Source organism: Pseudomonas sp. St316 (assembly GCF_018325905.1).
GTDB lineage: Bacteria > Pseudomonadota > Gammaproteobacteria > Pseudomonadales > Pseudomonadaceae > Aquipseudomonas.
The window spans coordinates 4,810,662-4,834,320 of sequence record NZ_AP021901.1; the positions used below are offsets into that span (position 1 = coordinate 4,810,662).

Here is a 23,659-nt window from a genome sequence, read left to right on the forward strand (position 1 = left end):
ATGAACAAACAGACCGTCCACCAGTTGATTCTCGACAAGCTCAAGATTGATCTCGACATCGCCGAACGCGCCGCGCAGACCGCCTACGAAACAGCGACCCACGAAGAAAACATCGCCGAGAACAAGTACGACACCCTGGGCCTTGAGGCGTCCTACCTCGCCGCCGGACAAGCCAGGCGCGTGGAAGAAATCCGCCAGGCCCTCACCCTCTGCCAGAACCTGGCGCTAAGGCCTTACGACGAGCAGCGCGGTATTCAGGTCGGCACCTTGATCGGGCTGGAAGATGAGGATGGCCGCCAGCAATGGCTCTTCCTGGGGCCGGATGCGGCGGGCTTGAAGGTCTCGCTGGTGGGCCAGCCGATCACCGTCATCACTCCTCGCTCACCGCTGGGCCGCAATCTTTTGGGCAAGTTCGAAGGGGATGAAGTAGAGATCGTGGTAGCGGGCGCCCGGCAACAGTTCGCTGTCACCGAGGCGATCTAGTGGCCTGTACGGTTAATTTGAGTGCACGAATTAGCCACACAGGCCACTAGGCCTTAATGCACTGGTAGTTCGACGCCGTCGAACAACTCTTCGAGTTCTTGCTTGTTGTGGCACTGGATGGCCTTGGCCATGACTTCCCGGGTCAGGTGCGGTGCGAATTTCTCGATGAAATCGCACATGAAACCCCGCAGGAAAGTGCCACGACGGAAGCCGATCTTGGTCACGCTGGATTCGAACAACTCGCTGGCATCCAGTACCACCAGATCGCTGTCGAGCTTGGTATCGACGGCCATCTTCGCGACAATGCCCACGCCCAGGCCCAGGCGCACGTAGGTCTTGATCACGTCGGCGTCGGCGGCGGTGAACACCACTTTCGGCGTCAGGCCACGATGGCTGAAGGCTTCGTCAAGCTTGGAACGACCCGTGAAACCGAATACGTAGGTCACGATCGGGTATTCGGCCAGGGCTTCGAGGGTCAGCTTCGGCAGCTTGGTCAACGGATGGCCCTGGGGCACGACCACGCAGCGGTTCCAGCGATAGCAAGGCATCATCACCAGGTCACCGAACAATTCCAGGGCCTCGGTGGCAATGGCGAAATCCACCGTGCCGTCGGCTGCCATCTCGGCGATCTGCATCGGCGAGCCTTGATGCATGTGCAACGCCACGTCGGGGTATTGCTTGATGAAGTTGCTGATCACCGGCGGCAACGCATAGCGGGCCTGGGTGTGGGTGGTGGCGATCGACAAGGTGCCTTTTTTCTCGTTGGAGAACTCCTGGGCGATCTGCTTGATGCTTTCGACCTTGCGCAGGATCTCGCCAGCGGTGGTGATGATGCGCTCGCCAGCCGGCGTCACGCGGGTCAGGTGTTTGCCACTGCGGGCGAAGACTTCGACGCCCAGTTCATCTTCCAACAGGCGGATCTGCTTGCTGATGCCAGGTTGCGATGTGTAGAGGCTTTGGGCAGTAGCGGAAACGTTGAGGTCGTGGTGCGCCACTTCCCAGATGTAGCGCAGTTGTTGAAGCTTCATATGTATCCCTCAAAGCAGTTGGACGCCACGGGCATCAGCGACGGTATATAACTATATGAAAGGTTTAGACAATAAATCTAGAACTTTTTATAAAAAGCCATCATTTAGCCTCAGCCCTCTCCCTGGCGTCGGCGCTGTACCAGCGGTACCAGGTAGACCGGTACCCGGGATAACTGCAATACCCGTGCAGCGGTTCTGCCCAAGGGGATCTCACCGCTTGCCCCTTGGCAATGACTGCCTACGATCAGCAAATCGACGGAGAGTTTCGCAGCCTGCTCCAGGATGACCTGGGAAGGATCGCCCTGGTATACCCTGACCGACTTGATCAGTTTCAAATCCTGCTGCCCTTCCCCCAACTCCTCGCGAAAACTGTCGAGCACCCGCTGTTCGATATTGGCCATCACCGTATTCAGACCTTGGCGGTGGAATTCGTTCAGCGCCTGCTCGTCGAGATAGCTTTGCAACACCGACTCGGCGAACAACCCCATCGGTTCTACCGCATGCACCACATACAACTCGGCTTCAAACGTCCGTGCCAACGCCAAGGCATGCTGCATCACATAAGGGGCGTACAAGCCCAGGTCTGTGGCGTACAGCATCGAACGAATCATGTGACCTCCTCGCGTGCCAAAATGGCGGAGATTGATTCAGCTTAGCAGCGCCTTGGAGACTGCGACGTGCGGCTTGACGTCCCGGACCAAGGGCAGTCAGGGCTTCATTTCGTTACTGATACCGTGGGGCACGTGACCGGTGGCGACCACCTCCCGGGCCAGTTCGCAATGACCGGTCTGGTCATCGAAAAAAACATCGGCGGCGAACGCTTCGAGGAAAGCCGATTTGGTCAGGCCGCCCAGGAACAACGACTCGTCCAGGCGAATATCCCACTCACGCAAGGTCCGGATGACCCGCTCGTGGGCCGGTGCCGAACGGGCCGTCACCAGCGCCGTGCGAATGGGACAAGCGTCCTCGGGAAACTCGCGCTGCAGAGCATTGAGCGCCGCCAGGAATCCCTTGAACGGCCCGCCTCGCAGTGGCTCGCGGGCGGCCTGTCGCTCGCTGGCCTGGAAGGCTTCCAACCCATCGGCCTGATAGACGCGCTCCGATTCATCGGAAAACAGCACGGCATCGCCGTCGAAGGCAATGCGCAGTTCTTCGCTGGCCGCGCGACTGGCACCACCCGACAGGATGGTCGCGGCGGCAAACCCGGCGTCCAGGGCACTGCGCACGTCTTCAGCGTGGGTGGACAAGAAGAGATCACAGCCGAACGCCTTGAGGTACGGATACGGACTGCGACCGCCCACGAAAGCCGCGCGCGAGATCGCCAGCCCATAATGATGGATCGAGTTGAACACTCGAAGGCCGGTGTCGGCACTGTTGCGCGAAACCAGGATAACCTCCACCCGGGCACGCCCCAGGCGTTCGTTGAGGTTCAGCAGCTTTTGCACCAGGGCGAAGGCGTCGCCGGGTGCCAGGACTTCGTCTTCATGCTCGATCTGGTATTGCCGATAGGCTTCGACACCACTGGACAAGTACACCTTGTGGCTTTCCCGCAGGTCGAACAACGCCCGCGACGAAATCGCCAGCACCAGTTTGTCGTCGATGTTGTTTGCCATACCGCTCCCCTTCTCGCCCGCTCAGCGGTTATATCGGTCCACGAACGCCAACGCCTGGTACAAGGCTTCGATTTTCGGCAGCTCACAGCCTGCCGCTTTCGCTGCCGCCAACGGCCGGCCATAGATCGCGTTCAGCTCCAGCGCGCGCTTGTGGGAATAATCGTGGTACATGCTCGGCCAGTAGTCGGGCATCTTCTCGGTCATCGTGAACAGATACTCGGCATAACCCGGGGCGATATGATGCCCGCAGGCTTGCGCACCGCGGACCACTTCCCCCATCAGTGCCTGGATCAATTCGCGGCTATGATCGTTGGCCATCAACGGCGTGGTACTGGCGCCCAACAGGACCGAAAGACCGTTGTACGGCACATTCCACACCAGCTTCTGCCAGCGGGCCTGTTGCAGGCCCGGCATGGCCTGGGCGTCGATGCCGGCGCTGCGGAACAACGTCGCCGCCTCTTCGACGATCACCATGCGTTGTGCCTGATCGGCGCAAGGCCCACTGTGATAACCGACGTTGACCGTGCCAAGGGCCTGGTGGGTGACAACACCCGGGCCGACGCGATGCACGCAGATCAGGCACAGGCCACCCAACAGGTGCAACGAATCGGGCAACAACGGTCGAAGGTCGTCTTCGACATCCAGGCCGTTCTGCAGCAACAGGACTTTTGCACCGTCGGCGGCAGCCTGGGTAATGGCCGGGGCCAGCTCGGCATTGCTGGTGGTCTTGGCGCCGACCAGCAGCCAGTCGCAGGGCGGCATGTCGGCTGCCGAGCGATACGCCTGGACGGGGTTGAGGGCCAGCGTACCGTGAACCGCGCTGTCGATCCGCAAGCCGGCTTCGGCCACGGCAGCAAATTCGCTGCGCAGCAAAAAGTGCACGTCAAAACCGGCACGCGCCAGCATCACGCCGTAGAACCCACCGATCGCCCCGGTGCCGATCATTCCGATCCGCGGTTTCACGCCTGCCTGCATCTTCGCAACTCTCCAAGTAAAAGTCCCTGCACACTATCAGCGCGAGCGGCATGGCATGCAATCATCATTACATCTGCTCACGAATCTGTTGCAGGGCCATCTCCAAGGCCTTTTCCCCAGCCTATAGGGCATTAAACCCGTGCCAGCCCATTGTCGAGCCACCTCGTAACGCGATAAGGTTCGGCTCCCCGACGCGCTTAAAATCCGCTGTGCACCGCCGCGCGGGGATCGCTGGCGGCCGGCACCCGTGACCTGACGAGTAACACGATGGCTGATTTACCGATCAACGACCTTAACGTCGCCTCCAACGAGACCCTCATCACGCCTGACCAGCTCAAGCGCGATATCCCCCTGAGCGACGCTGCCCTGCGCACCGTGACCAAGGGCCGGGAAGTCATCCGCAACATCCTGGACGGCACCGATCATCGCCTGTTCGTGGTCATCGGGCCCTGCTCGATCCATGACATCAAGGCCGCCCACGAATACGCCGAGCGCCTGAAGGTGCTGGCTGCGGAAGTCTCCGACACCTTGTACCTGGTCATGCGGGTGTATTTCGAGAAGCCTCGGACCACTGTCGGCTGGAAAGGCCTGATCAACGACCCGTACCTGGATGACTCCTTCAAGATTCAGGACGGCCTGCATATCGGTCGTCAATTGCTGCTGGACCTGGCGGAAATGGGCCTGCCCACGGCGACCGAAGCCCTGGACCCGATCTCGCCGCAATACTTGCAGGACCTGATCAGCTGGTCGGCCATCGGCGCGCGCACCACAGAATCCCAGACCCACCGCGAAATGGCCTCCGGCCTGTCGTCGGCGGTGGGCTTCAAGAACGGCACCGACGGTGGCCTCACCGTGGCGATCAACGCCTTGCAGTCGGTTTCCAGCCCACACCGCTTCCTAGGCATCAACCAGGAAGGTGGCGTGTCGATCGTCACCACCAAGGGCAACGCCTACGGTCACGTGGTACTGCGCGGTGGCAACGGCAAGCCGAACTATGATTCGGTCAGCGTCGCGCTGTGCGAGCAGGCGCTGAACAAAGCCAAGATCAAGCCGAACATCATGGTCGACTGCAGCCACGCCAACTCCAACAAGGACCCGGCACTGCAACCGCTGGTGATGGAGAACGTGGCCAACCAGATCCTGGAAGGCAACCAGTCGATTATCGGCCTGATGGTCGAAAGCCACTTGAACTGGGGCTGCCAGGCCATCCCGAAAGACCTCGCCGACTTGCAATACGGCGTCTCCATCACCGATGCCTGCATCGACTGGAGCGCGACCGAGAACACCCTGCGCAGCATGCACGCCAAACTCAAGGACGTGCTGCCAAAGCGTCAACGCAGCTGATCGGCCCGCTTCAACGCATAAAAAGCAACGCATAAAAAAACGCCGGGCTTTTCAGTCCGGCGTTTTTTATTGGGGAATCCGTTTTCTCAGAGTTTCGCCGCGTGCCGCTGGTGACGCTCCATGTAACGCTCCACGTAGGAGCAGGATGGGATCACCGTGTAGCCCATTTCTTCGGCGTACTGCAGCGCCCTTTCGGTCAACGCCGCCGCGATGCCCCGACCGCGCAAGGCGTTGGGCACGAAGGTGCGATAGATATCCAGGGTCTGCTTGCCCAGGTCCATATAGGTCAGATAGGCACGATGACCGTCCACATTGGTCTCGAACTGATGACCAGCCTGGTCATGGTGGATGGTAACCGCCTCGCTCATCACTACTCCTCGCGGGTCTGAATGCCGACCCCTACCTTACCGATGTTTTTCCGGCGAAGGAACATCTACGCCACCCCGTGCCTTCCTGGTCACCGAGCGCCAAAACCGATCCGCTCAAACCCGAGCACGTCGTGAATAGTAGGCACCAATGACGCAAATGCTCAAGGCACGCCTGTCATCGAAGGGGTAAACCTCGTCGGGTTTATCGATTGAGCGCCATCGTCGCGCTGTAGTCGATCACGGTGCAATAGCTGAACATCGCCAGTTGTTGAGTCTTGAGACGAGCGTGCGCAGTTAAAGTCACCGCCAATACCAATAAAGATGCCTGGGGCTTTGCACAAAAAATGTACAAAAGTGTAGATGAATCAATAAACAACGACGTTAGCGAGGGCTGCTGGAGTTCTGCGCCGCTACGGAACTTTTTTTCGTTGACGTGCTCCAGCCAAGGGCTTCGGGCTGTATATTTTTTAAACACCCCTTAGAAAAGTTGCTCGAAAAAGAATCACCGCCTACAATTTTTTTGCTTCTTGCGCTACGTCAGTTTACTTACTACAAGTAATGGGTAGTATGTACGCCGGCTAACTCCTCAGTCTGGGGAGACAGTCACTAATAGAATGTCCTTGAAGGGGAACACGATGAACAACGTTCTGAAATTCTCTGCTCTGGCCCTGGCCGCAGTTCTGGCTACCGGTTGCAGCAGCGCATCGAAAGAAACCGAAGCACGTCTGACTGCTACCGAAGACGCAGCAGCTCGCTCCCAGGCTCGTGCAGACGAAGCTTACCGTAAAGCTGATGAAGCTCTGGCTGCTGCTCAAAAAGCACAACAGACTGCTGACGAAGCTAACGAGCGTGCTCTGCGCATGCTGGAAAAAGCTAGCCGCAAGTAATAGTCCTTCGGGATTGTTATCGAGCCGACCCATTTTTGGGTCGGCTTTTTTTTTGGGGATTCGAGCGCTGTTGCCCGATGTTTTCCCAAGCAATAAAAAACCCGCCGACATCGCGAAACGTCGGCGGGTTGTTGTCGAGTCTTTTACTGCTGCAAGTCGATCGGCGCGCTCGTGACCATCGGTGCCGAGGTATTCGGAACAGCGATTTCCACCGGCATGCCATCTTCGGCCGCCACCACGTCCCGCACCACGTCCCAGTTCATGCGCAAGTTGCTGGTGATGTCTTCACGCTTGAGCATCGCGTTGATCACTGAGGTGTGCTTGTCCACCACCGACGGGTTGCCCTTGTCGTCCAACGGTGTGTGAGCTTCCAAGTACACCTTGCCACCGCTCAAGCCCAGCTTGTAGGGGTCGTTGATGATCCGCACCGATGTACCCACCGGCACCATGCCGGCCATTTCCAGCACGTTATTGTTGAACATCCGGAAGCAGCCGTGACTGGTCCGCATGCCGATGCCGAACTTCTTGTTCGAACCATGGATCAGGTAGCCCGGGGTGCCCAGGGTGAACTTGAAGGGGCCCAGCGGGTTATCAGGGCCGGCGGGCACGACATTCGGCAGCGGGTCGCCGTCAGCGGCGTGTTCGGCCTTGATCGATGCCGGCGGAGTCCAGGTCGGGTTCGGCGTCTTGGCGATGATGCTGGTGTGGGCGATCGGCGATCCCCAACCCTCGCGCCCAATCCCCAGTGGGAAGGTGTAGACCACGTTCCGCCCCTTGGGGAAATAGTAAAGACGGTACTCGGCCAGGTTGATCACGATGCCTTCGCGCGGGCCCGGCGGCAGGATGAAGCGAGTCGGCAGCACGATCTCGGTGCCGGTGCCCGGCAACCAGGGGTCGACCCCCGGGTTGGCGGCGACCATCTCGCTGTAGCCCAGGTCATAGGTGGTGCCCAGGTCGGCGAAGGTGTCTTCGTATTTGGCCTTGATAACCTGCACCTGGCCAACGATGTCTTCACCCGGCGGTGGCAGAGGCAGTTCCAGGGCGGCAACGGGCCCCGCCATACACAGGGCGGCAAGAGACAGGCAGCGGGCGACGGCAGGCAAGCGCGGCAACATCCGGGAAATCCTTCGCAGATCGAACAAGGGGTATGAAAACAGCGATTGTACACTGCCACCCGTTATTTCGGGGAGAGCGGTACAGCGGCGTCCGATGCGCAACATGTCTGGAGGCTTAGATGAAACCCTGTGGGAACGAGCTTGCTCGCGATAGCGGTGGGCCTGCTTGCCTTGTTTTGAAGGTGCCGGCCCTATCGCGAGCAAGCTCGCTCCCACCCCGGTTGCCCTGACTACAACTCGAACCGCAGCTCCGGCCAGATCGGCGAAGTACCGCGCTTTTGCGACTCCAGGATCGCCCGGCATAACGAGCACAGACGATGATCCTGGAAAATCTTGCGATCGACGCTCGACCAGCGCGGCTGGGCCGGTAGCAGGCTGCCGCAGAGGGTCCGGTCGGCCGAGCCACCCAGCTCCAACTGCCGGGTCACCAGGTGCACCCGCACTTCCTGGCAGGCGAACAGATCCAACTGCTCGTCAGGCTCGATCAGTTGGTAGGCAAACAAGGACCAGGCGGGACGCGGCATCGGGGGCTCCAAATCGGGGGCGCCACATTAGCCGAAAGCCCGCCGGTAGAAAAGCGTCAAAGCAGCGGTTTCAGTGTCGGCCAGACATTTTCCAGCAACTTGCCCTGGGCCGCGACGGACGGGTGTAATCCATCGTCTTGCATCATGGTCGGGATACCACCGACGTCCTTGAGGAAAAACGGCACCAGCGGGACTTTTTTCTCCTCGGCCAGGGTGCTGTAGACCCGGGCAAAGGCATCGGTGTAGCGCCGTCCGTAATTGGGTGGCAGTTGCATGCCCAGTAAAAGCACCTGGGCACCGCTGCCGCGAGCGCTGTCGATCATCGCTGCAAGGTTTTGTTGCAATTGTGTTGGCGGCTGTCCGCGCAGGCCATCGTTGCCACCCAGTTCCAGGATCACCAGGTCCGGCTTATGGGCTGCAAGCAGCGCCGGCAGCCGCGCCTGGCCTCCGGCGCTGGTGTCGCCACTGATGGAAGCATTGACCACTTTATCGTCAAAACCCTCGGCCTTGAGCCGTTGTTCGAGCAACGACACCCACCCTTGCCGGGTATCCAGGCCGAAAGCCGCGCTGATACTATCGCCAACGATCAGGACTGTACCCGCCGCTGCGTTCTGGGCCATGCACATCAAGGCCAGGCCGGCACTCAAAAACCACACACGCATCGGATTCTCCATGGGCTCAAGCATTCTCACCGCGACGGACCTTAGCAAAGTGGTCTCCAGCGCGGAAGGTGAACTGACCATCCTGCACGAACTCAGCCTGGAACTGAACAAAGGCGATAGCCTGGCCATCGTCGGCGCGTCCGGTTCCGGCAAATCCACCCTCCTGGGCCTGCTGGCCGGCCTCGACCTGCCCAGCAGCGGCGAGGTGACGCTCGCCGGCCGAGCCCTCAGCACCCTGGATGAAGACCAACGTGCGCGGATCCGCGCCGAGCATGTCGGTTTCGTCTTCCAGTCGTTCCAGTTGCTCGACAGCCTCAATGCTCTGGAAAACGTCATGCTGCCGCTGGAACTGGACGGACGCAAGGACGCCCGCGAACGCGCCACGCAACTGTTGCAGCGCGTCGGCCTGGGCCAGCGCCTGACGCACTCGCCGCGCCAGCTCTCCGGCGGCGAGCAGCAACGCGTGGCGATTGCCCGCGCCTTTGCCGCCGAACCCGATGTGCTGTTTGCCGACGAACCCACCGGCAACCTCGACAGCCACACCGGCGAGCGCATCAGCGACCTGCTGTTCGAATTGAACAAGGAACGCGGCACGACCCTGGTGCTGGTGACCCATGATGAACGCCTGGCCCATCGCTGCCGGCGCCTGATCCGACTTGAAGCCGGCGAGATGGTCGCCCCTCTGGAGCCTTGATGGCACGCTTGCCGCTGTTGCGCCTGTTCAGTCTCGCTGTCCGTCAATTGCTTCGCGATGCCCGCGCCGGTGAGTTGCGGGTGTTGTTCTTCGCCCTGCTCGTGGCGGTGGCGGCAAGTACCGCCATCGGTTACTTCGGTGCCCGCCTCAACGGCGCGATGATGATGCGCGCCACCGAGTTCCTCGGTGCCGACCTGCTGCTTGAAGGCAGCTCTCCCGCTCGTTCGGAGCAGATCCGCAGCGGCACCGAACTGGGCCTGGAACACGCCCGGGTCGTGGAGTTCTCCAGTGTCGTGGCCACCGACAATGGCATCCAGCTGTCCAGCGTCAAGGCGGCCGATGACAGCTACCCCCTGCGCGGCGAGCTGAAAAGCACCCCAACCCCGTTCGCCCCGGAAGAAATCGGTGGACGCCCGAACCCTGGCGAGGCCTGGGTCGAAGCACGGCTGCTGACGGCACTGGACCTGAAGATCGGCGACAGCATCGACGTTGGCAACCAGACCTTGCGCCTGAGCCGCGTGCTGACTTATGAGCCGGATCGCGCCGGCAATTTCTACAGCCTCACTCCACGGGTGCTGATCAACCTCAAGGACCTGGAAGCCACCGGCGTCGTTCAACCGGGCAGCCGTGTCAGCTATCGCGACCTGTGGCGCGGCCCGGCATCGGCGCTGCAAACCTACCGCGACCTGGTCAAGCCTGGCCTTGAAGCCAACCAGCGCCTGCAGGATGCCCGCGATGGCAACCGGCAGATCGGTGGTGCCCTGGGCAAGGCCGAACGCTACCTGAACATGGCCAGCCTGGTGGCGGTGTTGCTGTCCGGTGTCGCCGTCGCGCTCTCGGCCAACCGCTTTGCCACCCGACGTTTCGATGCCAGCGCGCTGCTGCGCTGCCTGGGCCTGTCACGCCGGGAAACCATGGTGCTGTTCAGCCTGCAATTGGCGGTGCTGGGCCTGCTCGCCAGCATCAGTGGCGCCCTGCTCGGCTGGATCGCCCAACTGGGCCTGTTCGCCCTGCTGCATGATCTGCTGCCCACCGCAGTGCCTCCGGGCGGGTTGTTGCCGGCAGTCGCCGGGATCGGTACAGGGTTGGTGGCGCTGGCGGGGTTCGCCCTGCCGCCACTGGCTGCGCTGGGCCGGGTACCACCGTTGCGCGTGCTGCGTCGGGACATGCTGCCGATCCCCTCAAGCTCCTGGGTGATCTACGGTGCCGCATTGGGTGCCCTGGGCCTGATCATGTGGCGCCTGAGCCTGGACCTGGTCCTCACCTTCGCCCTGCTGGGCGGTGGCGTCGTGGCCGCACTGGTGCTTGGCGGCTTGTTGTTGCTGCTGCTCCAGAGCCTGCGTCGCCTGCTGGCCCGCGCTTCCCTGCCCTGGCGGCTAGGTCTGGGCCAATTGCTGCGTCATCCCTTGGCGGCAGCCGGCCAGGCCTTGGCGTTCGGCCTGATCCTGCTGTCCATGGCATTGATCGCGTTGTTACGCGGCGAATTGCTGGACACCTGGCAAAACCAGTTGCCAAAAAATGCCCCGAACTATTTCGCCCTGAACATCCTGCCCAACGACAAACAGGCGTTCACCGACAAGCTGCTGGCATTGTCGGCGCAATCGGCCCCGCTCTACCCCGTGGTCCCCGGGCGCCTGATCAGCATCAATGGCGAACCGGCCACGGAGTTCGTCACCAAGGACTCGGCGGGTGACCGGGCGCTGCAACGCGACCTGAGCCTGACCTGGGCCGCGGACCTGCCGGCGGGCAACATCGTCACCGCAGGGACCTGGTGGCCGCAGCAGCCACCGGACGAGATCCCGGGGGTTTCGGTGGAAGGCAAAGTGGCCGAGAACCTCAAGATCAAGCTGGGCGACCGCCTGGTGTTCAGCGTGGGCGGCGTCAACCGTGAAGCGAAGGTCACCAGCCTGCGGGAGATCAACTGGGACAATTTCCAGCCCAACTTCTTCATGATCTTCCAGCCCGGCACATTGAAGGATCTGCCAGCGACCTATCTCACCAGTTTCTACCTGGCGTCGGGCCACGACCAACAGATCGTCGACCTGTCCCGGGCCTTTCCGGCAGTGACGATCCTGCAAGTCGAGGCCCTGCTCGAGCAACTGCGCAGCATCCTGGCCCAGGTGACCCTGGCGGTGGAATATGTGTTGCTGTTTGTGCTGGCAGCGGGGATGGCGGTGTTGTTTTCCGGCCTGCAGGCGACCCTCGACGAGCGCATTCGCCAAGGCGCGCTATTGCGCGCACTGGGCGCCGAACGGCCCCTGTTGGTCAAGGCCCGGCGTATCGAGTTCGGCCTGCTGGGCGCCGTCAGCGGCCTGCTCGCGGCCCTGGGTTCGGAGCTGGTGAGCCTGGTGCTTTACCGGTACGCCTTCGACCTGCCCTGGCATCCGCATCCATGGCTGTTGGCATTGCCGCTGCTGGGGGCCTTGTTGATCGGCGCGGCCGGGGTGTTTGGCACCCGTCGAGCGCTCAATGCCAGCCCGCTGACAGTATTGCGCGAGGGTTGATAGACTCCCGACTTCGCTATCACAAGAAGTTGCCATGAGCCGTTATCGCCCACCCCGCACCGCCGGCACCGCGCTGATCACCCCCGAGGGTGAAGCGCGGATGCGCGCTGAATTCCATGAGCTGTGGCATGTGCGCCGTCCCCAGGTGACCCAGGCGGTCAGCGAGGCGGCGGCACAGGGTGATCGTTCGGAAAACGCCGAATACACCTACGGCAAGAAAATGCTGCGGGAAATCGACAGTCGCGTGCGCTTCCTCACCAAGCGCCTCGAGGCGCTCAAAGTGGTCAGTGAAAAACCCAGCGATCCGAACAAGGTGTACTTCGGCGCCTGGGTGACGGTGGAAGATGAGGATGGCAAGCAATCACGCTATCGCATCGTCGGCCCGGACGAGTTGGACCTGAAGCAGAACCTGATCAGTATCGACTCACCGTTGGCACGGGCCCTGATCGGCAAGGCCCTGGACGCCGAGGTCAGCGTACAGACGCCTACCGGCGAGAAACGGGTCTACATCGTGGACATCGCGTATCCGTAATCCTCGCCTCAGCGGCGCGTGATCAATCCCTGCCGGGCGACACGGGTCAACTGCCGGATCATTTCAGGAGCGTCCGCCGCACAGGGGGACTGGATGACGGCCAGGTCGAAACTGTCATTGGCGAACCGCGCCAGTGACTCGCCGTCTTCGACAAACTGGATCAGGAAAGCAGCGGGCCCATGGTTACGACGCGGCCAGCCGTCGAGATAGCGCAGGAGCGTTGGCTGGTGGGTGCCGCCCAGGAGAATTTTCGGGTTGCGTTGCACAAGGTTCGCCGTGATCGGCGCAAGACGTACTAGGGGGCTGGGTGCGTTCATCGTGTCGTGTCTCTGCCTCAAAAGTCTGCATGGCAGGTGAGAGGCAACACCGAACCAGCGCTTTAGCGGTATTTCGAAGCCCTGTCTTCGGCTTCTATCGGCAACTGGATGAGTCACCTGGCGCCCCGCAAGTAGCTGTTTAAATCGGCGCATGAGCGGCATCCTAGAGAAGCTGACCGACCAGTGTCAAGAATCACGCCCCATAAAAAGACCCGTACAAGACGGTAATGCTGTTTTCTGATTATCTGTTCCGAGAGGCGTGGGTTGGTGTGTATATCCGTTGCTGCGGTAACGGCTGCTGGCGGTTCCGCTCTTACAGCGGGTCACTTTTGGAAGAGCGCCAAAAGTAACCAAAAGCGCTCTGCCCCACCACTCGGCACCTCGCTTAGGCTCGGTGTGCCCCAGATCAACGTCCACCGCGAGGCGGCCTGACAGCCGACCTGGCTCTCCCGTTCGTACTCCGATCCCATTGTGGGAGCGAGCCTGCTCGCGAAAACGGCGGCACATCCAGCGCTGATGCAAGCTGATCCACCGCTATCGCGAGCAAGCTTTGCTCCCACAGGGATTTGCAGTGGCCGCAAATCTGTAGATCGTCACCGACCAGTGTGGGAGCGAGCTTGCTCGCGATGGCGATGGCACAGTCGATGAATAGGTTGAATGCTCCGGCCTCTTCGCGAGCAAGCTCGCTCCCACAGGAGAAATGCGGTCCCCATCAAGAGCCAGGTCGGCTATCAGGCCGCCTCGCGGTGGACGTTGGTCTCGGCGCCCCGTTAACCACGCTGGCCGAACGCAGGCATTGTGGAGTGGGCCCACGGAGCAATGCCGGAGTGAGGGCATGCCGAGCCTAAGCGAGGCACCGAGTGGTGGGGCAGAAGCGCTTTGGTTACTTTTGACTGGGCCGGCTTCCGGGCTTTTCAAAAGTGACCCGCCGTAAGGGCGGAACCCTAAGCCGCCGTTACCGCAGCAACGGATACACACACGATCCATCCGGAAAAAGGCGAGTAGATTTTTCCAAAAAAAGACCCCAAAAAAACGGCGCTTCCCATTTCTGGAAGAAGCGCCGTTTTCCTAAGTGACCAGCATTACGTACAAGACGAGCCTCGAATTCAAATCGAGCAATCAACCCGCGATGGCGCGATCGACCGACAGCTTGCCCGCACCCTCGACCAGCACGGCAAGACTGCCCGCCAGCAACGCCAGGGCAAACTCATAACCGTTGTTGGCCATGAACAAGCCGTTACCGATGTGCACGGAGAAAATCGCCACCAGCGACAGGAAGGCCAGGCCCAGTGCCGCAGGACGCGCCAGCAGGCCGATGATCAGCGCCAGGCCGGCGAAAAACTCCGTACCGCCCGCCAGTGTCGCCATCACGTAGCCCGGGGTCAGGCCGATGCTTTCCATCCACTGCGCCGTGCCTGCCAGGCCATAGCCACCGAACAAGCCGAAGAGTTTCTGCGAGCCGTGGGCAGCGAATATGACACCAACGGCGATGCGCAGGACAGTCAGGCCGTAGCCTGCGCGGGTAGACAAGACTTTATTGATCAACGAGCTCATGCGGGTTCATCCCTAGGTGTGTGGTTGTTGGTCGCTATATTAATCAAAAAAACTTGTACCTAAAGCGCAAAAAATGCGAGATATAAATCGAATTTATCGATTATTTTCGCTGGACAACCTTTTGATCTCCAGGTTCCAGCGACTCTCGCTCCCGATCAAACGCCAAATAGTACTTATTGACACTATTAACGTAGCTGACGGCGCCCATTCCTACCTGCTCCATGGCAATACGCTCGACTTGGAAAAACCACTGGTTGGGGTTCAGTCCCCGCCGCCGAGCCTCGGCTCGCATGCCTTGGACCCGCTCGGGCCCCATGTTGTAGGCAGCCAGGACGAAGGCCATGCGCTCACGCTCGTTGAGCTTGGGGCTGGCAAAGAACTTGCGACGGATGAGGGCCAGGTACTTGGCGCCGGCCTGCACATTGGCATCCAGGTTCTGGATGTTATCGACCCCGACTCGCTGGGCCGCCGACGGGGTGATCTGCATCAGGCCGGTGGGGCCACCGCCATTGCGGGCATTGGGTTGCAGGGCTGACTCCTTGAAGGCCAGGGCCGCCAGGTTGAGCCAGTCCATGCCTTGGGCATCGGCATGCTTTTGCAGTACCGGGCGCAGTTTCTCCAGGCGTTGGCGATCAGCCCGGGCCAACGGATAGTGGACCTGGTACAAACGACGGTAAATGCGCAGGAATGCCGCGTCCTCGTTGGCGGGCACCTTGTAGGTCGCCAGGAATCGGTCGATGCTCGCCCGCAGCATGGCGGCGTCACGACGAACGAACCAATACTCGTCACCCGGCTCGCCGATCAGCACCTGACGGTCGAAGCGCAACTTGGGCAGGATCTTGCTCCAGCGCTCGGCGATGGGCTGCTCGACGATGGTCAAATGGAAAATCCCACCTTGGACCATTTCCAGGACATCCTCCACAGCCAAGGTGGGATCAACCCATTCGACCTTCACCGGCGGCAGCTTGAGCAGCGCCAGCTTCTGGTTGATCTGGCTCACCGCGTCCCCCGCCGCGCTGCCGTTGGGCAGGGCCAGGGTCTTGCCGGAAAGTTGCTCCACACGGGTGTAGCGCTTCTCGCCCTTGATACCCACCAGCAGTAACGGCACGTTGGTACGGATCGGATCGCTGGTGCTGACTGCATGGCCGGCCTGCGGCTCGAGCAACTCACCCGGCGCCACGAGATCGCCCTCCCCGCGCTGCAAAGCGCCGAGCAACTGGTCCTTGGCCATGGGGATGATCTTGAGGGTGATGTCCTGGCCATCCCGGGCGTGGCCGTTGAGGTATTGCTCGAAGGCTCGCAGCCGATGGTATTCGACGCCAATGGGTTGGCCCTGGACTTCACCGGAGCTGTTGCGGCTCTGGTTGACCAAAACCTTCAACACACGGCTACTGCGGATTTGCGCCAGGTCGCGCACCGTGCCCGGCGCCACCGCCTGCACTGGCCCAGGCAGCCGCGCTTCGGCCGGCATTGGCAACAACAGCGAACAACACAACAGTAGCAATACCTGGGGACGTGTCATCCACTCTCCGGAAGGGATACTGCGGACCGCCTCCCTTGGAAATCGAGGCTGGGTCGACAGAAACAGAGCGCCTGGGGCGCTGAAAAAGTGCGGAAGACTGGCACAGTGATGGCTTTTATACCAACCCAATGTGTCTCGCGGCCTTAACAGACAGCCTCAACTTGTTGTAGTTCTTGGCTTTTCTTATAAATCCACAGCTCTGATATGCTTTCCGGCCTTTGGGCCGAGGTAGCACCATGCAACTCATCGATATCGGCGTCAACCTGACCAACCCCAGTTTCGCCGACAAACATCAAGCGGTGCTCGAACGCGCCTATGCATCCGGGGTCTGCCAACTGGTCTTGACCGGCACCAGTATCGAGGGCAGCGAACAGGCTCTGGAGCTGTGCCAACGCCTCGACGACACGGGCGAGAGACTGTTTTCCACCGCTGGCATTCACCCTCACAGCGCCAGCGACTGGACCGCCGACAGCGCCCGGCACCTCAAGGATCTGTTGATGCACAGCCGCGTGCGCGCGGTGGGCGAATGCGGGCTGGACTTCAACCGGGACTTCTCTCCCCGACCACAACAGGAAAAGGTCCTGGAAGAACACCTCGCCTTGGCGGTCCAATTGCAATTGCCGGTGTTCCTGCATGAACGCGATGCCGATCAGCGCTTGCTGGACATCCTCCGGGATTTTCGCGATCAATTGCCGGCGGCCGTGGTGCACTGCTTTACCGGTGAAAAAAAGGCGCTGTTCAGCTACCTCGACCTGGACCTGCACATTGGCATCACTGGCTGGATCTGTGACGAACGCAGGGGTACGCACCTGCACCCGTTGGTGCGCGAGATACCCCGCGGTCGGCTGATGCTCGAAAGTGACGCACCGTACCTGCTGCCCCGCACGCTGCGGCCCAAACCCAAGAATGGCCGCAACGAACCGGCCTACCTGAGCGAAGTCCTGCGCGAAGTGGCCTTGCACCGGGGCGAAACCCAGGAAGACCTGGCTGCCCACAGCACCGCCTGCGCCCGGGCGTTCTTCGGGTTGCCGACTCTCTCCTGACCTCTACAGGTCCCACAAGGGATCTGGTTGTCTGTGGGCCCACAACAAAACCCAGGCTTCGTGTTGTCTGTTGACCCACATCAAAATCCCGTCACCTGAGTAGCGGCAAAATAATGGCACCTTGCCAATGCTGTTTCCGCTATCAGAGAAGACCTTCCATGGGTGCCTGGCTTAGCAATATCTCGCTGAAATACAAATTCTGGGCGGTCAATGCGGTCGCCTTTGTCACGACCTTGCTGCTGGTGCTCTACGCGGTGCACCTCGAACAGCAGGCGCGCAACCACGCGGCCCAGGCGAATGCCCAGGCCCAGGCACACCTGCTGGATGCCTGGCCTGCCGGAGCGCCCTTGCCCAAGGTCGACTATCTCCTGGCATTCCAGCGCGACCAGGTCCCCGTTCTCAACAAACAACCGTTGCCTTCGCTGGCCCAAGCCAATGGCTGGGTCGAACTCGACACCGCGCTGCTGTTTGGCGATGACCCGCTGCTGGGCGCCCAAGTGATCCATCGAGGTGACGGCCAACAACTCGCCGTGCTGGCCCAAGGTGTGAGCCTGGGCCAAGTGTTCGGTGAACACTTCAGCCAATACGCCGTGGCAGTGTTCGTGTTGATGTTGGCGATGCTGGGCGCGTCGCAGCTGTTGATCCGTTTTTTGCTCAGCCAGCTCAATACGCTCAAAGACGTGATGCTGCACGTGGAAAAAACCGGTGACCTGTCCGCCCGCGTGCCCCTGGCCTGCAAGGATGAAGTGGGCCAGATGGCGGCGGCGTTCAACGCCATGCAGGCCGGTTATCAACGGGTGGTCGACACCGTTGCCAGCACCGCCCGACAATTGGACAGTGGCGCAGCGCGCCTGGCGTCGAGCATGAACGATGTTCGCCACGGCATGCTCGGCCAGCAAAGCGAAACCGATCAGGCGGCCACGGCGATCAACGAAATGTCCGCCACGGTTTATCACATCGCCCAGCATGCCGGCGCCACCCGCGACCTGTCGAAAACCGCTGACACCCTGGCGGGCAATGGCCACGAAGTGGTCGGCCGGGTGCAACAGTCGATCACCGGGTTGTCTTCGGGTGTGCAGCAGACCGCCGAAATGATCCAGCGCCTGGCCGAAGACAGCCAGAAGATCAACAGCGTGGTCAGTGTGATCCACAGCATCGCCGAACAAACCAATCTGCTGGCCCTGAACGCGGCCATCGAAGCCGCGCGGGCCGGGGACATGGGCCGCGGTTTTGCCGTGGTGGCCGACGAGGTGCGCAACCTGGCCAAGCGGGTGCAGACCTCCACGGATGAAATCACCACCATGATTGCGGCGCTGCAAGCCGGGACCCGGGACGCGGTGGACTTTATGCAGGAGAGTTCGCTCAAGGCTGACGATTGCGTGCAACAGGCCCGCGAGGCCGGCGATGCGTTGGCACAAATCACCGCAGCGGTAGCGCAAATGCGCGAGAGCAACACCCAGATCGCGGTCGCGGCCGAGCAGCAAAGCCATGTCGCCGAGGAAATGAACCGGGCGGTGGTGAGTATTCGCGACGTAACCGAGAATACCGTGCGCCAAACCGTCGATTCAGCCACCACCAGCCATGAACTGGCGACATTGGCGGGCGAGTTGAGCAAGGCGATTGGGCAGTTGAAGCTTTAGAGCGTTGGCTTGCCCTAGTCCTGCTGTGGTGAGGGGTTTCTCTCTGTGGGAGCAAGGCTTGCTCCCACAGATAAGTCCCTCGCCATAACAGCAAAACTGTATGGCCGCCTATCGCTTCGATAGCCAACCGCGATTCGCCGCCCTGTTCGGCCAGGCCTATTCTTGGGTTATTCAGAACTCAAGGAACAGCATCATGGGCAAACGTCACCCCAATCTTGCGGCCTGGCAATGGCGCGCCTACCCAGACAATCATCGGCACCCCACCAACCTGGTGTTGCACCTGATTGCCGTGCCGCTGTTCATCATCGCTTTGCTGCTGATTGTGTCGGGGGTGTTCAGCTTGAGCCTGGGCGATGTCGCCATCGGCATCATCGGCCTGCTCGCGGCACTCGGCTTGCAGCGTCACGGACACAGCCTGGAGGCCCAGGCCTCCGAGCCGTTCAGCGATCGCAAGGATGCCGTGTCACGCCTGCTGGTGGAACAGTTCCTGACGTTTCCACGGTTCTTTCTCAGCGGTGGCTGGTGGCGAGCCTGGCGGGAGCGCCACCGTCACAACCGCAAGCCTTGACCGGAGCAGCCTTACCCAAAGATCGTGACCGTCTGCCGACTCAGGGCGATCAAGCGGCCCTCGGCGCTCCAGAACTTCGCGGCGACATGGCCGTAGCCGTCCTGGGCGTGTTCGATCTCGGCCAGGTACTTGCACCAGTCCAGCGTCGTGAGCTCCAGCAGCGGCTGGACGAACTCGATGGTCCACGTGAGCGTGCTGCCCGGGGCCATTTGCGAAAGGTGAGGCAACAAGGCCGGCGGCCAGGCGTCCACCAAGGCCAGGATATGGCTTTCGTTCAGCGGCTCCTCCTGCACATCGCCGCGCAAGCGCACCCAGCCGCCCATGCTCCGGGATTTATTGCCGCTGAACGGCAAGCCGCCCACACTCCAGCGCAGCGCCAGGTGCCGCATGAATTCCGGCGTAGCGCCCTTGACGTAAGGCAACTCCTGGCATTGCTCCACGCTTTTGAATTCTGGCGCGGGGTCGGCCTGCACCGCCACCACGGATGAGCGCGATGCGCCGAAACTGCCTTGCACCACGGTCACTACTTGGCCGTTCTGCACTGCGCGCCCCAACACCTGGCTCACTGCCTTGCCTTCACGCAACACGTCGACTTCGAAACTGACAGGCACCTCGGGTTCGACCGGGCCGACAAAGGTGATCGCCAGCGAGCGCACCGGACGATCCGCCGGCACTTGGGCACGCATCGCCTCATATTGCAGCGCGGCCACCAATCCGCCAAAACTGGCCCGACCCTGGCCCCATTCAGGCGGGATGCTCACAGCACCTGGCTGCCGGCGCACGGCATCGATCAAATCGGAAAAGCGCATGACGACCTCGAAAACAGGGAAAAGGATGAAGGGATATTAACCAGCCCAGGCTGGCGGCACAGGGCTCATTCCAGCCAAAGAGACTGACAGATAAGCCGCAGTCTTTGAATTCCCCCACCTACTGTGGGAGCGAGCTTGCTCGCGATGGCGGCGGGTCAGTTGGCACATGAACTGACTGATATACCGCTATCGCGAGCAAGCTAGCTCCCACAGGGGGTATGGGCTGGGCTCAGGATTTTTCGAAGCAACTGACAATCAGCTTGTCGAGCACCTTGTCGGACTTGGCCTCGGCTTTTTCCATAGTGGCATGCCAAGTGGCCACACACGATTGCAGATCGGTTTCTTCCTTGGCCCTGGCCAGCCATTGCCAGCAATCGTGCCAGTCGCCCAGCGCGGCCTGGGCGGATTTGAGCCGGGGCATGGCCGCCTCAGGCAGGCGGTCAAGTTCAGGGTAGGCTTCGATGGCATAACGCACGCGCTTGATCAGCAGGCGTAATCGATGGCGGTCATGGGCCGGATCACGCAGGGCTTCGCCGAGTTTCTTCCACTGTTTGTCCAGGCGCTTTTCGATGCGTTTGCGCAAGCCCTTCAGCAACCCCTCGCGCTGGGACGCACGAACGAAGCGCGGGAAGGCATCGAGGATCATCAGCAACTGCGCCAGTTCAACACTCGCGGCCACGGCGGGATAAGCCTCGGCCATTTGCACCTGGCGTCGCCGAGCCGCCTCGGCCTGACCATGCTGCTCCAGGTAGGCGGCCAACACTTCCCGGTCGCGCAAGGGCGTGGTCAGGGTGCCGACCGCAGAAGCCGCCGTTTCCAGCTGTTCGACGCCGGGCAACCCACGCAATGGACGAAGCAGGCTGCGCAAACGGCGAACCGTGGTCCGCAGGTCATGCAGCGCCTCGCTGTCGGTATGGGCATTCAAACGGGCCTGACAGGCCAATAGGCGGACTTCCAGGCCCAGTATCCGGGCCACCAGCCGATCGATCATGGAACGCACTCCGTACGCAGCTTCGAGCTTTAAGCTTCAAGTGGGGGGTGCGTCTCTCTCTTGCCGCTTGAAGCTTGCAGCTGCTTTTATCTTATCGTCCCGCGCGGGACTCGCGGATGTAGAAACGCGCCTTCTCGGCTTTCTTGGTACAGCCTTCGAACGCTTCGAATTGCTGCTGGGTCTTGGCGCCCGTCAGCAGGGACAGGGCCTTGGAATAGCTGACGGTGCCGGCAAAACCTTCGGCCTTGGCCAGGTCCAGTTCATGCCAGGCGCTGTCGAGTTGGCTGCCGCAGCTGTCACGGTAAGCGGTTTTGCCTGCGCAACCGGCCAGGGCCAGAACCATCAGGGATGCCACCAGGGGCAGGCAGATCCGGGCTTTCATCGATTACACCTCAAGTCAGGGAAAACAGTCGTGCTGGTAAGACGGTTGCGCCGGCAAAAAGTGCCAAGGCCCGACCGTGTAAATTCAGTGTGGATGAGAATACGCAAATGCCACGCCAGCGTGTCAAAAAACGACGCCTGTGCCACAACGATTGAGCCAAGCTGTCGATAAGTGCATTGTTGGAGCCTGTTCGACAAGAGGCCAGGTCATGACAAAACGTGTCGCATTGGTATTGGGCTCGGGCGGCGCCCGGGGCTACGCCCATATCGGGGTGATCGAAGAGATCGAACGGCGTGGCTACGACATCGCCTGCATCGCCGGTTGCTCCATGGGCGCAGTCGTGGGCGGGATCTACGCTGCGGGCAAGCTCGAGGATTACCGCAACTGGATCGAAAGCCTGGACTATCTGGATGTCTTGCGGTTGGTGGACGTCAGCTTTCGCCTCGGGGCGATTCGCGGCGAGAAAGTTTTCGGACAGATCCGCAAGATTGTCGGCGAACTCAATATTGAAGATTTGCGCATTCCCTATACCGCCGTGGCTACCGACCTGACCAACCAGCAGGAAATCTGGTTCCAGGAAGGTTGCCTGCATCAGGCAATGCGCGCCTCGGCAGCGATTCCCAGCCTGTTCACGCCGGTGATGCAAGGCAACCGCATGTTGGTGGATGGCGGCCTGCTCAACCCGTTGCCGATCGTGCCGGTGGTGTCGAGCCACTGCGACCTGATCATCGCGGTCAACCTCAACGCCACCAATCAGAAACAGTATCGATTACCGGTGATCCCGCGCCCCGCCGCGTTCCGGCGGCGCTTCGACACCCTGGTCAACTCCCTGGGGTCGCGCCTGCCGTTTCGCCGCAAGCAGGCCGAGCAACTGTTGCTGCTGGAGCAGGAAGCCTTGAAGGCCGAGGCCGCTGACATCAACCCGTGGATCGACTCGGCCGAGCCTGAAGGCCAACAACCGGCTGCCGCGCCTGAGAACGAAGGCGCACCGAAATCCGCCACCGGTTCGTTCATCATCGACAACGTCGGCCCGGCGTCGTTGCTGGATCTGATCAACCAGAGCTTCGAAGTGATGCAGACCTCGTTGGCCCAGTACAAGATCGCCGGTTACCCGCCGGATGTGCTGATCAACGTGCCGAAACGGGTGTGCCGGTTCTTCGAGTTCTACAAGGCGCCGGAGCTGATCGCGTTGGGGCGGGAGATTGCCAGCGATACGTTGGATCGGTATGAGAGTGACCAGAGCTGAGAGATCTCGAGCGGCTGTTCGGGCCTCTTCGCGAGCAAGCTCGCTCCCACATTGGTCTGCGGTGAACCCTGTGGGAGCGAGCCTGCTCGCGATGGCGGCAGGCCGGACAACACAGCACTAAAGCCCACCCTCCCCCAACAACCGATACCCCACCCCCGCCTCGGTCGCAATGAATCGCGGTCGGGTCGGGTCGTCGGCCAGTTTCTGGCGCAGGTGACCGACCACGATCCGCAGGTAGTGAGTGTCGTCGGTGTGGGTCGGGCCCCAGATGTCCTTGAGCAGTTGCTGCTGGGTAATGACCCGCCCCGGGTGTCGCGCCAGTTGCGCCAGCACGGCGTACTCCTTTCGAGTCAGGGCCACTTCGCTGCCGTCCAGCAGCACCCGTCGATACGCCAGGTCCACCGTCAGCGGACCGAACTTCAGCGCGGCTTCCTGTGGCTCGCCTGCCGGGGCCTGGCGCAACAACGCGCGGATGCGGGCGAGAAATTCCTGGATGCCGAACGGCTTGGTCACGTAATCATTGGCGCCGTTGTCCAGCGCCTCGACCTTCTGCGCTTCGCTGGCCCGTACCGAGAGCACCAGCACCGGCACCGTCGACCATTGGCGAAACTCGCGCAACACCTGTTGGCCATCCATGTCCGGCAGGCCCAGGTCGAGCACCAGCAGATCGGGTTTGTTCAGCGCCGCCTGGGCAAGCCCTTCAGCGCCGGTGCCGGCTTCCAGCACCTTGTAACCTTGGGAACTCAGGCTGATGCGCAGGAACTTGCGGATCTGCGGCTCGTCATCAATGACCAAAAGGGTCGCGGTCTGGCTCATGGGGTTCGTTCGTTGCAATCAGGTGAAAAGGCAAGCAAGTAG

The 23,659-nt window shown here is 61.2% G+C and carries 25 protein-coding genes; 10 read left to right on the forward strand and 15 right to left on the reverse strand.

Translation table 11 applies throughout. The features are described from left to right. Positions 1–483 (forward strand): GreA/GreB family elongation factor, encoded by a 483-nt coding sequence (locus KI237_RS21385; protein ID WP_212796946.1) that lies wholly within the window; start codon positions 1–3, stop codon positions 481–483. A 53-nt stretch (positions 484–536) separates the two neighbouring features. Here KI237_RS21385 and cysB read toward each other — a convergent pair whose 3' ends face one another. From cysB to KI237_RS21405, 4 genes are all read right to left on the reverse strand, one after another. Continuing rightward, a complete protein-coding gene (cysB, locus tag KI237_RS21390; RefSeq protein WP_003199376.1) occupies positions 537–1,511 on the reverse strand; it encodes an HTH-type transcriptional regulator CysB in 975 nt (324 codons plus the stop codon). Positions 1,512–1,621: 110 nt separating this feature from the next. After that, positions 1,622–2,122 carry a universal stress protein gene (locus tag KI237_RS21395; RefSeq protein ID WP_212796947.1) on the reverse strand — a complete coding sequence of 167 codons (501 nt, stop codon included), beginning with the start codon at positions 2,120–2,122 and terminating at the stop codon, positions 1,622–1,624. Positions 2,123–2,218: 96 nt separating this feature from the next. Further along, positions 2,219–3,124, reverse strand: a complete 906-nt coding sequence (locus KI237_RS21400; protein WP_212796948.1) for a 5'-nucleotidase — start codon at positions 3,122–3,124, stop codon at positions 2,219–2,221. Positions 3,125–3,145: 21 nt separating this feature from the next. After that, positions 3,146–4,099 carry a putative 2-dehydropantoate 2-reductase gene (locus KI237_RS21405; protein ID WP_212796949.1) on the reverse strand — a complete coding sequence of 318 codons (954 nt, stop codon included), beginning with the start codon at positions 4,097–4,099 and terminating at the stop codon, positions 3,146–3,148. Between the two features lie 267 nt (positions 4,100–4,366). On the opposite strand from KI237_RS21405, the gene KI237_RS21410 reads away from it, so the two are divergent. Beyond that, entirely contained in the window at positions 4,367–5,443 is a 1,077-nt protein-coding gene (locus tag KI237_RS21410; protein ID WP_003183777.1) for a 3-deoxy-7-phosphoheptulonate synthase, read from the forward strand. 86 nt (positions 5,444–5,529) lie between these two features. On the opposite strand, the gene KI237_RS21415 is transcribed toward KI237_RS21410, so the two are convergent. Continuing rightward, a complete protein-coding gene (locus tag KI237_RS21415) occupies positions 5,530–5,811 on the reverse strand; it encodes a GNAT family N-acetyltransferase (protein ID WP_053120470.1) in 282 nt (93 codons plus the stop codon). A 635-nt stretch (positions 5,812–6,446) separates the two neighbouring features. Here KI237_RS21415 and oprI point away from each other — a divergent pair. Then, positions 6,447–6,698, forward strand: a complete 252-nt coding sequence (oprI, locus tag KI237_RS21420; protein ID WP_003183784.1) for an outer membrane lipoprotei OprI — start codon at positions 6,447–6,449, stop codon at positions 6,696–6,698. 143 nt (positions 6,699–6,841) lie between these two features. On the opposite strand, the gene KI237_RS21425 is transcribed toward oprI, so the two are convergent. The 3 genes from KI237_RS21425 to KI237_RS21435 form a co-directional block, all read right to left on the reverse strand. Then, entirely contained in the window at positions 6,842–7,813 is a 972-nt protein-coding gene (locus tag KI237_RS21425; RefSeq protein ID WP_212796950.1) for a L,D-transpeptidase family protein, read from the reverse strand. A gap of 230 nt (positions 7,814–8,043) precedes the next feature. Beyond that, positions 8,044–8,337, reverse strand: coding sequence for a hypothetical protein (locus KI237_RS21430; RefSeq protein ID WP_003199347.1), 294 nt, complete (start codon positions 8,335–8,337; stop codon positions 8,044–8,046). Positions 8,338–8,393: 56 nt separating this feature from the next. Next, positions 8,394–8,999, reverse strand: coding sequence for an arylesterase (locus tag KI237_RS21435; RefSeq protein ID WP_212796951.1), 606 nt, complete (start codon positions 8,997–8,999; stop codon positions 8,394–8,396). Positions 9,000–9,009: 10 nt separating this feature from the next. On the opposite strand from KI237_RS21435, the gene KI237_RS21440 reads away from it, so the two are divergent. Genes KI237_RS21440 through greB form a run of 3 tightly spaced genes read left to right on the forward strand, consistent with a single transcriptional unit; the run spans position 9,010 to position 12,729 of the window. Continuing rightward, entirely contained in the window at positions 9,010–9,693 is a 684-nt protein-coding gene (locus tag KI237_RS21440; RefSeq protein ID WP_063322323.1) for an ABC transporter ATP-binding protein, read from the forward strand. Further along, positions 9,693–12,197 carry an ABC transporter permease gene (locus KI237_RS21445; RefSeq protein ID WP_212796952.1) on the forward strand — a complete coding sequence of 835 codons (2,505 nt, stop codon included), beginning with the start codon at positions 9,693–9,695 and terminating at the stop codon, positions 12,195–12,197. Before KI237_RS21440 ends, KI237_RS21445 begins: the two co-directional genes overlap by 1 nt. Before the next feature lie 34 nt (positions 12,198–12,231). Beyond that, positions 12,232–12,729, forward strand: coding sequence for a transcription elongation factor GreB (gene greB / locus KI237_RS21450; protein WP_212796953.1), 498 nt, complete (start codon positions 12,232–12,234; stop codon positions 12,727–12,729). An 8-nt stretch (positions 12,730–12,737) separates the two neighbouring features. Here greB and KI237_RS21455 read toward each other — a convergent pair whose 3' ends face one another. From KI237_RS21455 to KI237_RS21465, 3 genes are all read right to left on the reverse strand, one after another. Beyond that, a complete protein-coding gene (locus KI237_RS21455) occupies positions 12,738–13,046 on the reverse strand; it encodes a class I SAM-dependent methyltransferase (RefSeq protein WP_212796954.1) in 309 nt (102 codons plus the stop codon). A gap of 1,119 nt (positions 13,047–14,165) precedes the next feature. Further along, entirely contained in the window at positions 14,166–14,600 is a 435-nt protein-coding gene (locus tag KI237_RS21460; RefSeq protein WP_212796955.1) for a DoxX family protein, read from the reverse strand. A gap of 100 nt (positions 14,601–14,700) precedes the next feature. Then, a complete protein-coding gene (locus KI237_RS21465; RefSeq protein ID WP_212796956.1) occupies positions 14,701–16,122 on the reverse strand; it encodes an MltF family protein in 1,422 nt (473 codons plus the stop codon). A 236-nt stretch (positions 16,123–16,358) separates the two neighbouring features. Here KI237_RS21465 and KI237_RS21470 point away from each other — a divergent pair, with 236 nt between their 5' ends. The 3 genes from KI237_RS21470 (at position 16,359) to KI237_RS21480 (ending at position 19,373) form a co-directional block, all read left to right on the forward strand. Continuing rightward, positions 16,359–17,165 carry a TatD family hydrolase gene (locus KI237_RS21470; RefSeq protein ID WP_212796957.1) on the forward strand — a complete coding sequence of 269 codons (807 nt, stop codon included), beginning with the start codon at positions 16,359–16,361 and terminating at the stop codon, positions 17,163–17,165. Positions 17,166–17,323: 158 nt separating this feature from the next. Next, a complete protein-coding gene (locus KI237_RS21475; RefSeq protein ID WP_212796958.1) occupies positions 17,324–18,805 on the forward strand; it encodes a methyl-accepting chemotaxis protein in 1,482 nt (493 codons plus the stop codon). 193 nt (positions 18,806–18,998) lie between these two features. Continuing rightward, positions 18,999–19,373 (forward strand): DUF962 domain-containing protein, encoded by a 375-nt coding sequence (locus KI237_RS21480; RefSeq protein WP_212796959.1) that lies wholly within the window; start codon positions 18,999–19,001, stop codon positions 19,371–19,373. An 11-nt stretch (positions 19,374–19,384) separates the two neighbouring features. Here the strand turns inward: KI237_RS21480 and KI237_RS21485 are convergent, their stop codons facing one another. The 3 genes from KI237_RS21485 to KI237_RS21495 all read right to left on the reverse strand — a co-directional run bounded on the left by KI237_RS21485 (position 19,385) and on the right by KI237_RS21495 (position 21,555). Then, entirely contained in the window at positions 19,385–20,182 is a 798-nt protein-coding gene (locus KI237_RS21485; protein ID WP_212796960.1) for an acyl-CoA thioesterase, read from the reverse strand. A gap of 229 nt (positions 20,183–20,411) precedes the next feature. Then, the gene (locus KI237_RS21490) at positions 20,412–21,173 is read right to left on the reverse strand and encodes a CHAD domain-containing protein (RefSeq protein ID WP_212796961.1); all 762 of its coding nucleotides are present in this window, start codon (positions 21,171–21,173) and stop codon (positions 20,412–20,414) included. A gap of 91 nt (positions 21,174–21,264) precedes the next feature. Then, positions 21,265–21,555, reverse strand: coding sequence for a hypothetical protein (locus KI237_RS21495; RefSeq protein WP_134923365.1), 291 nt, complete (start codon positions 21,553–21,555; stop codon positions 21,265–21,267). Positions 21,556–21,763: 208 nt separating this feature from the next. Here KI237_RS21495 and KI237_RS21500 point away from each other — a divergent pair, with 208 nt between their 5' ends. Further along, positions 21,764–22,801, forward strand: a complete 1,038-nt coding sequence (locus KI237_RS21500) for a patatin-like phospholipase family protein (RefSeq protein WP_212796962.1) — start codon at positions 21,764–21,766, stop codon at positions 22,799–22,801. A gap of 117 nt (positions 22,802–22,918) precedes the next feature. Here KI237_RS21500 and KI237_RS21505 read toward each other — a convergent pair whose 3' ends face one another. Beyond that, positions 22,919–23,617 carry a response regulator gene (locus KI237_RS21505; protein ID WP_212796963.1) on the reverse strand — a complete coding sequence of 233 codons (699 nt, stop codon included), beginning with the start codon at positions 23,615–23,617 and terminating at the stop codon, positions 22,919–22,921. Positions 23,618–23,659 lie beyond the last annotated feature (42 nt).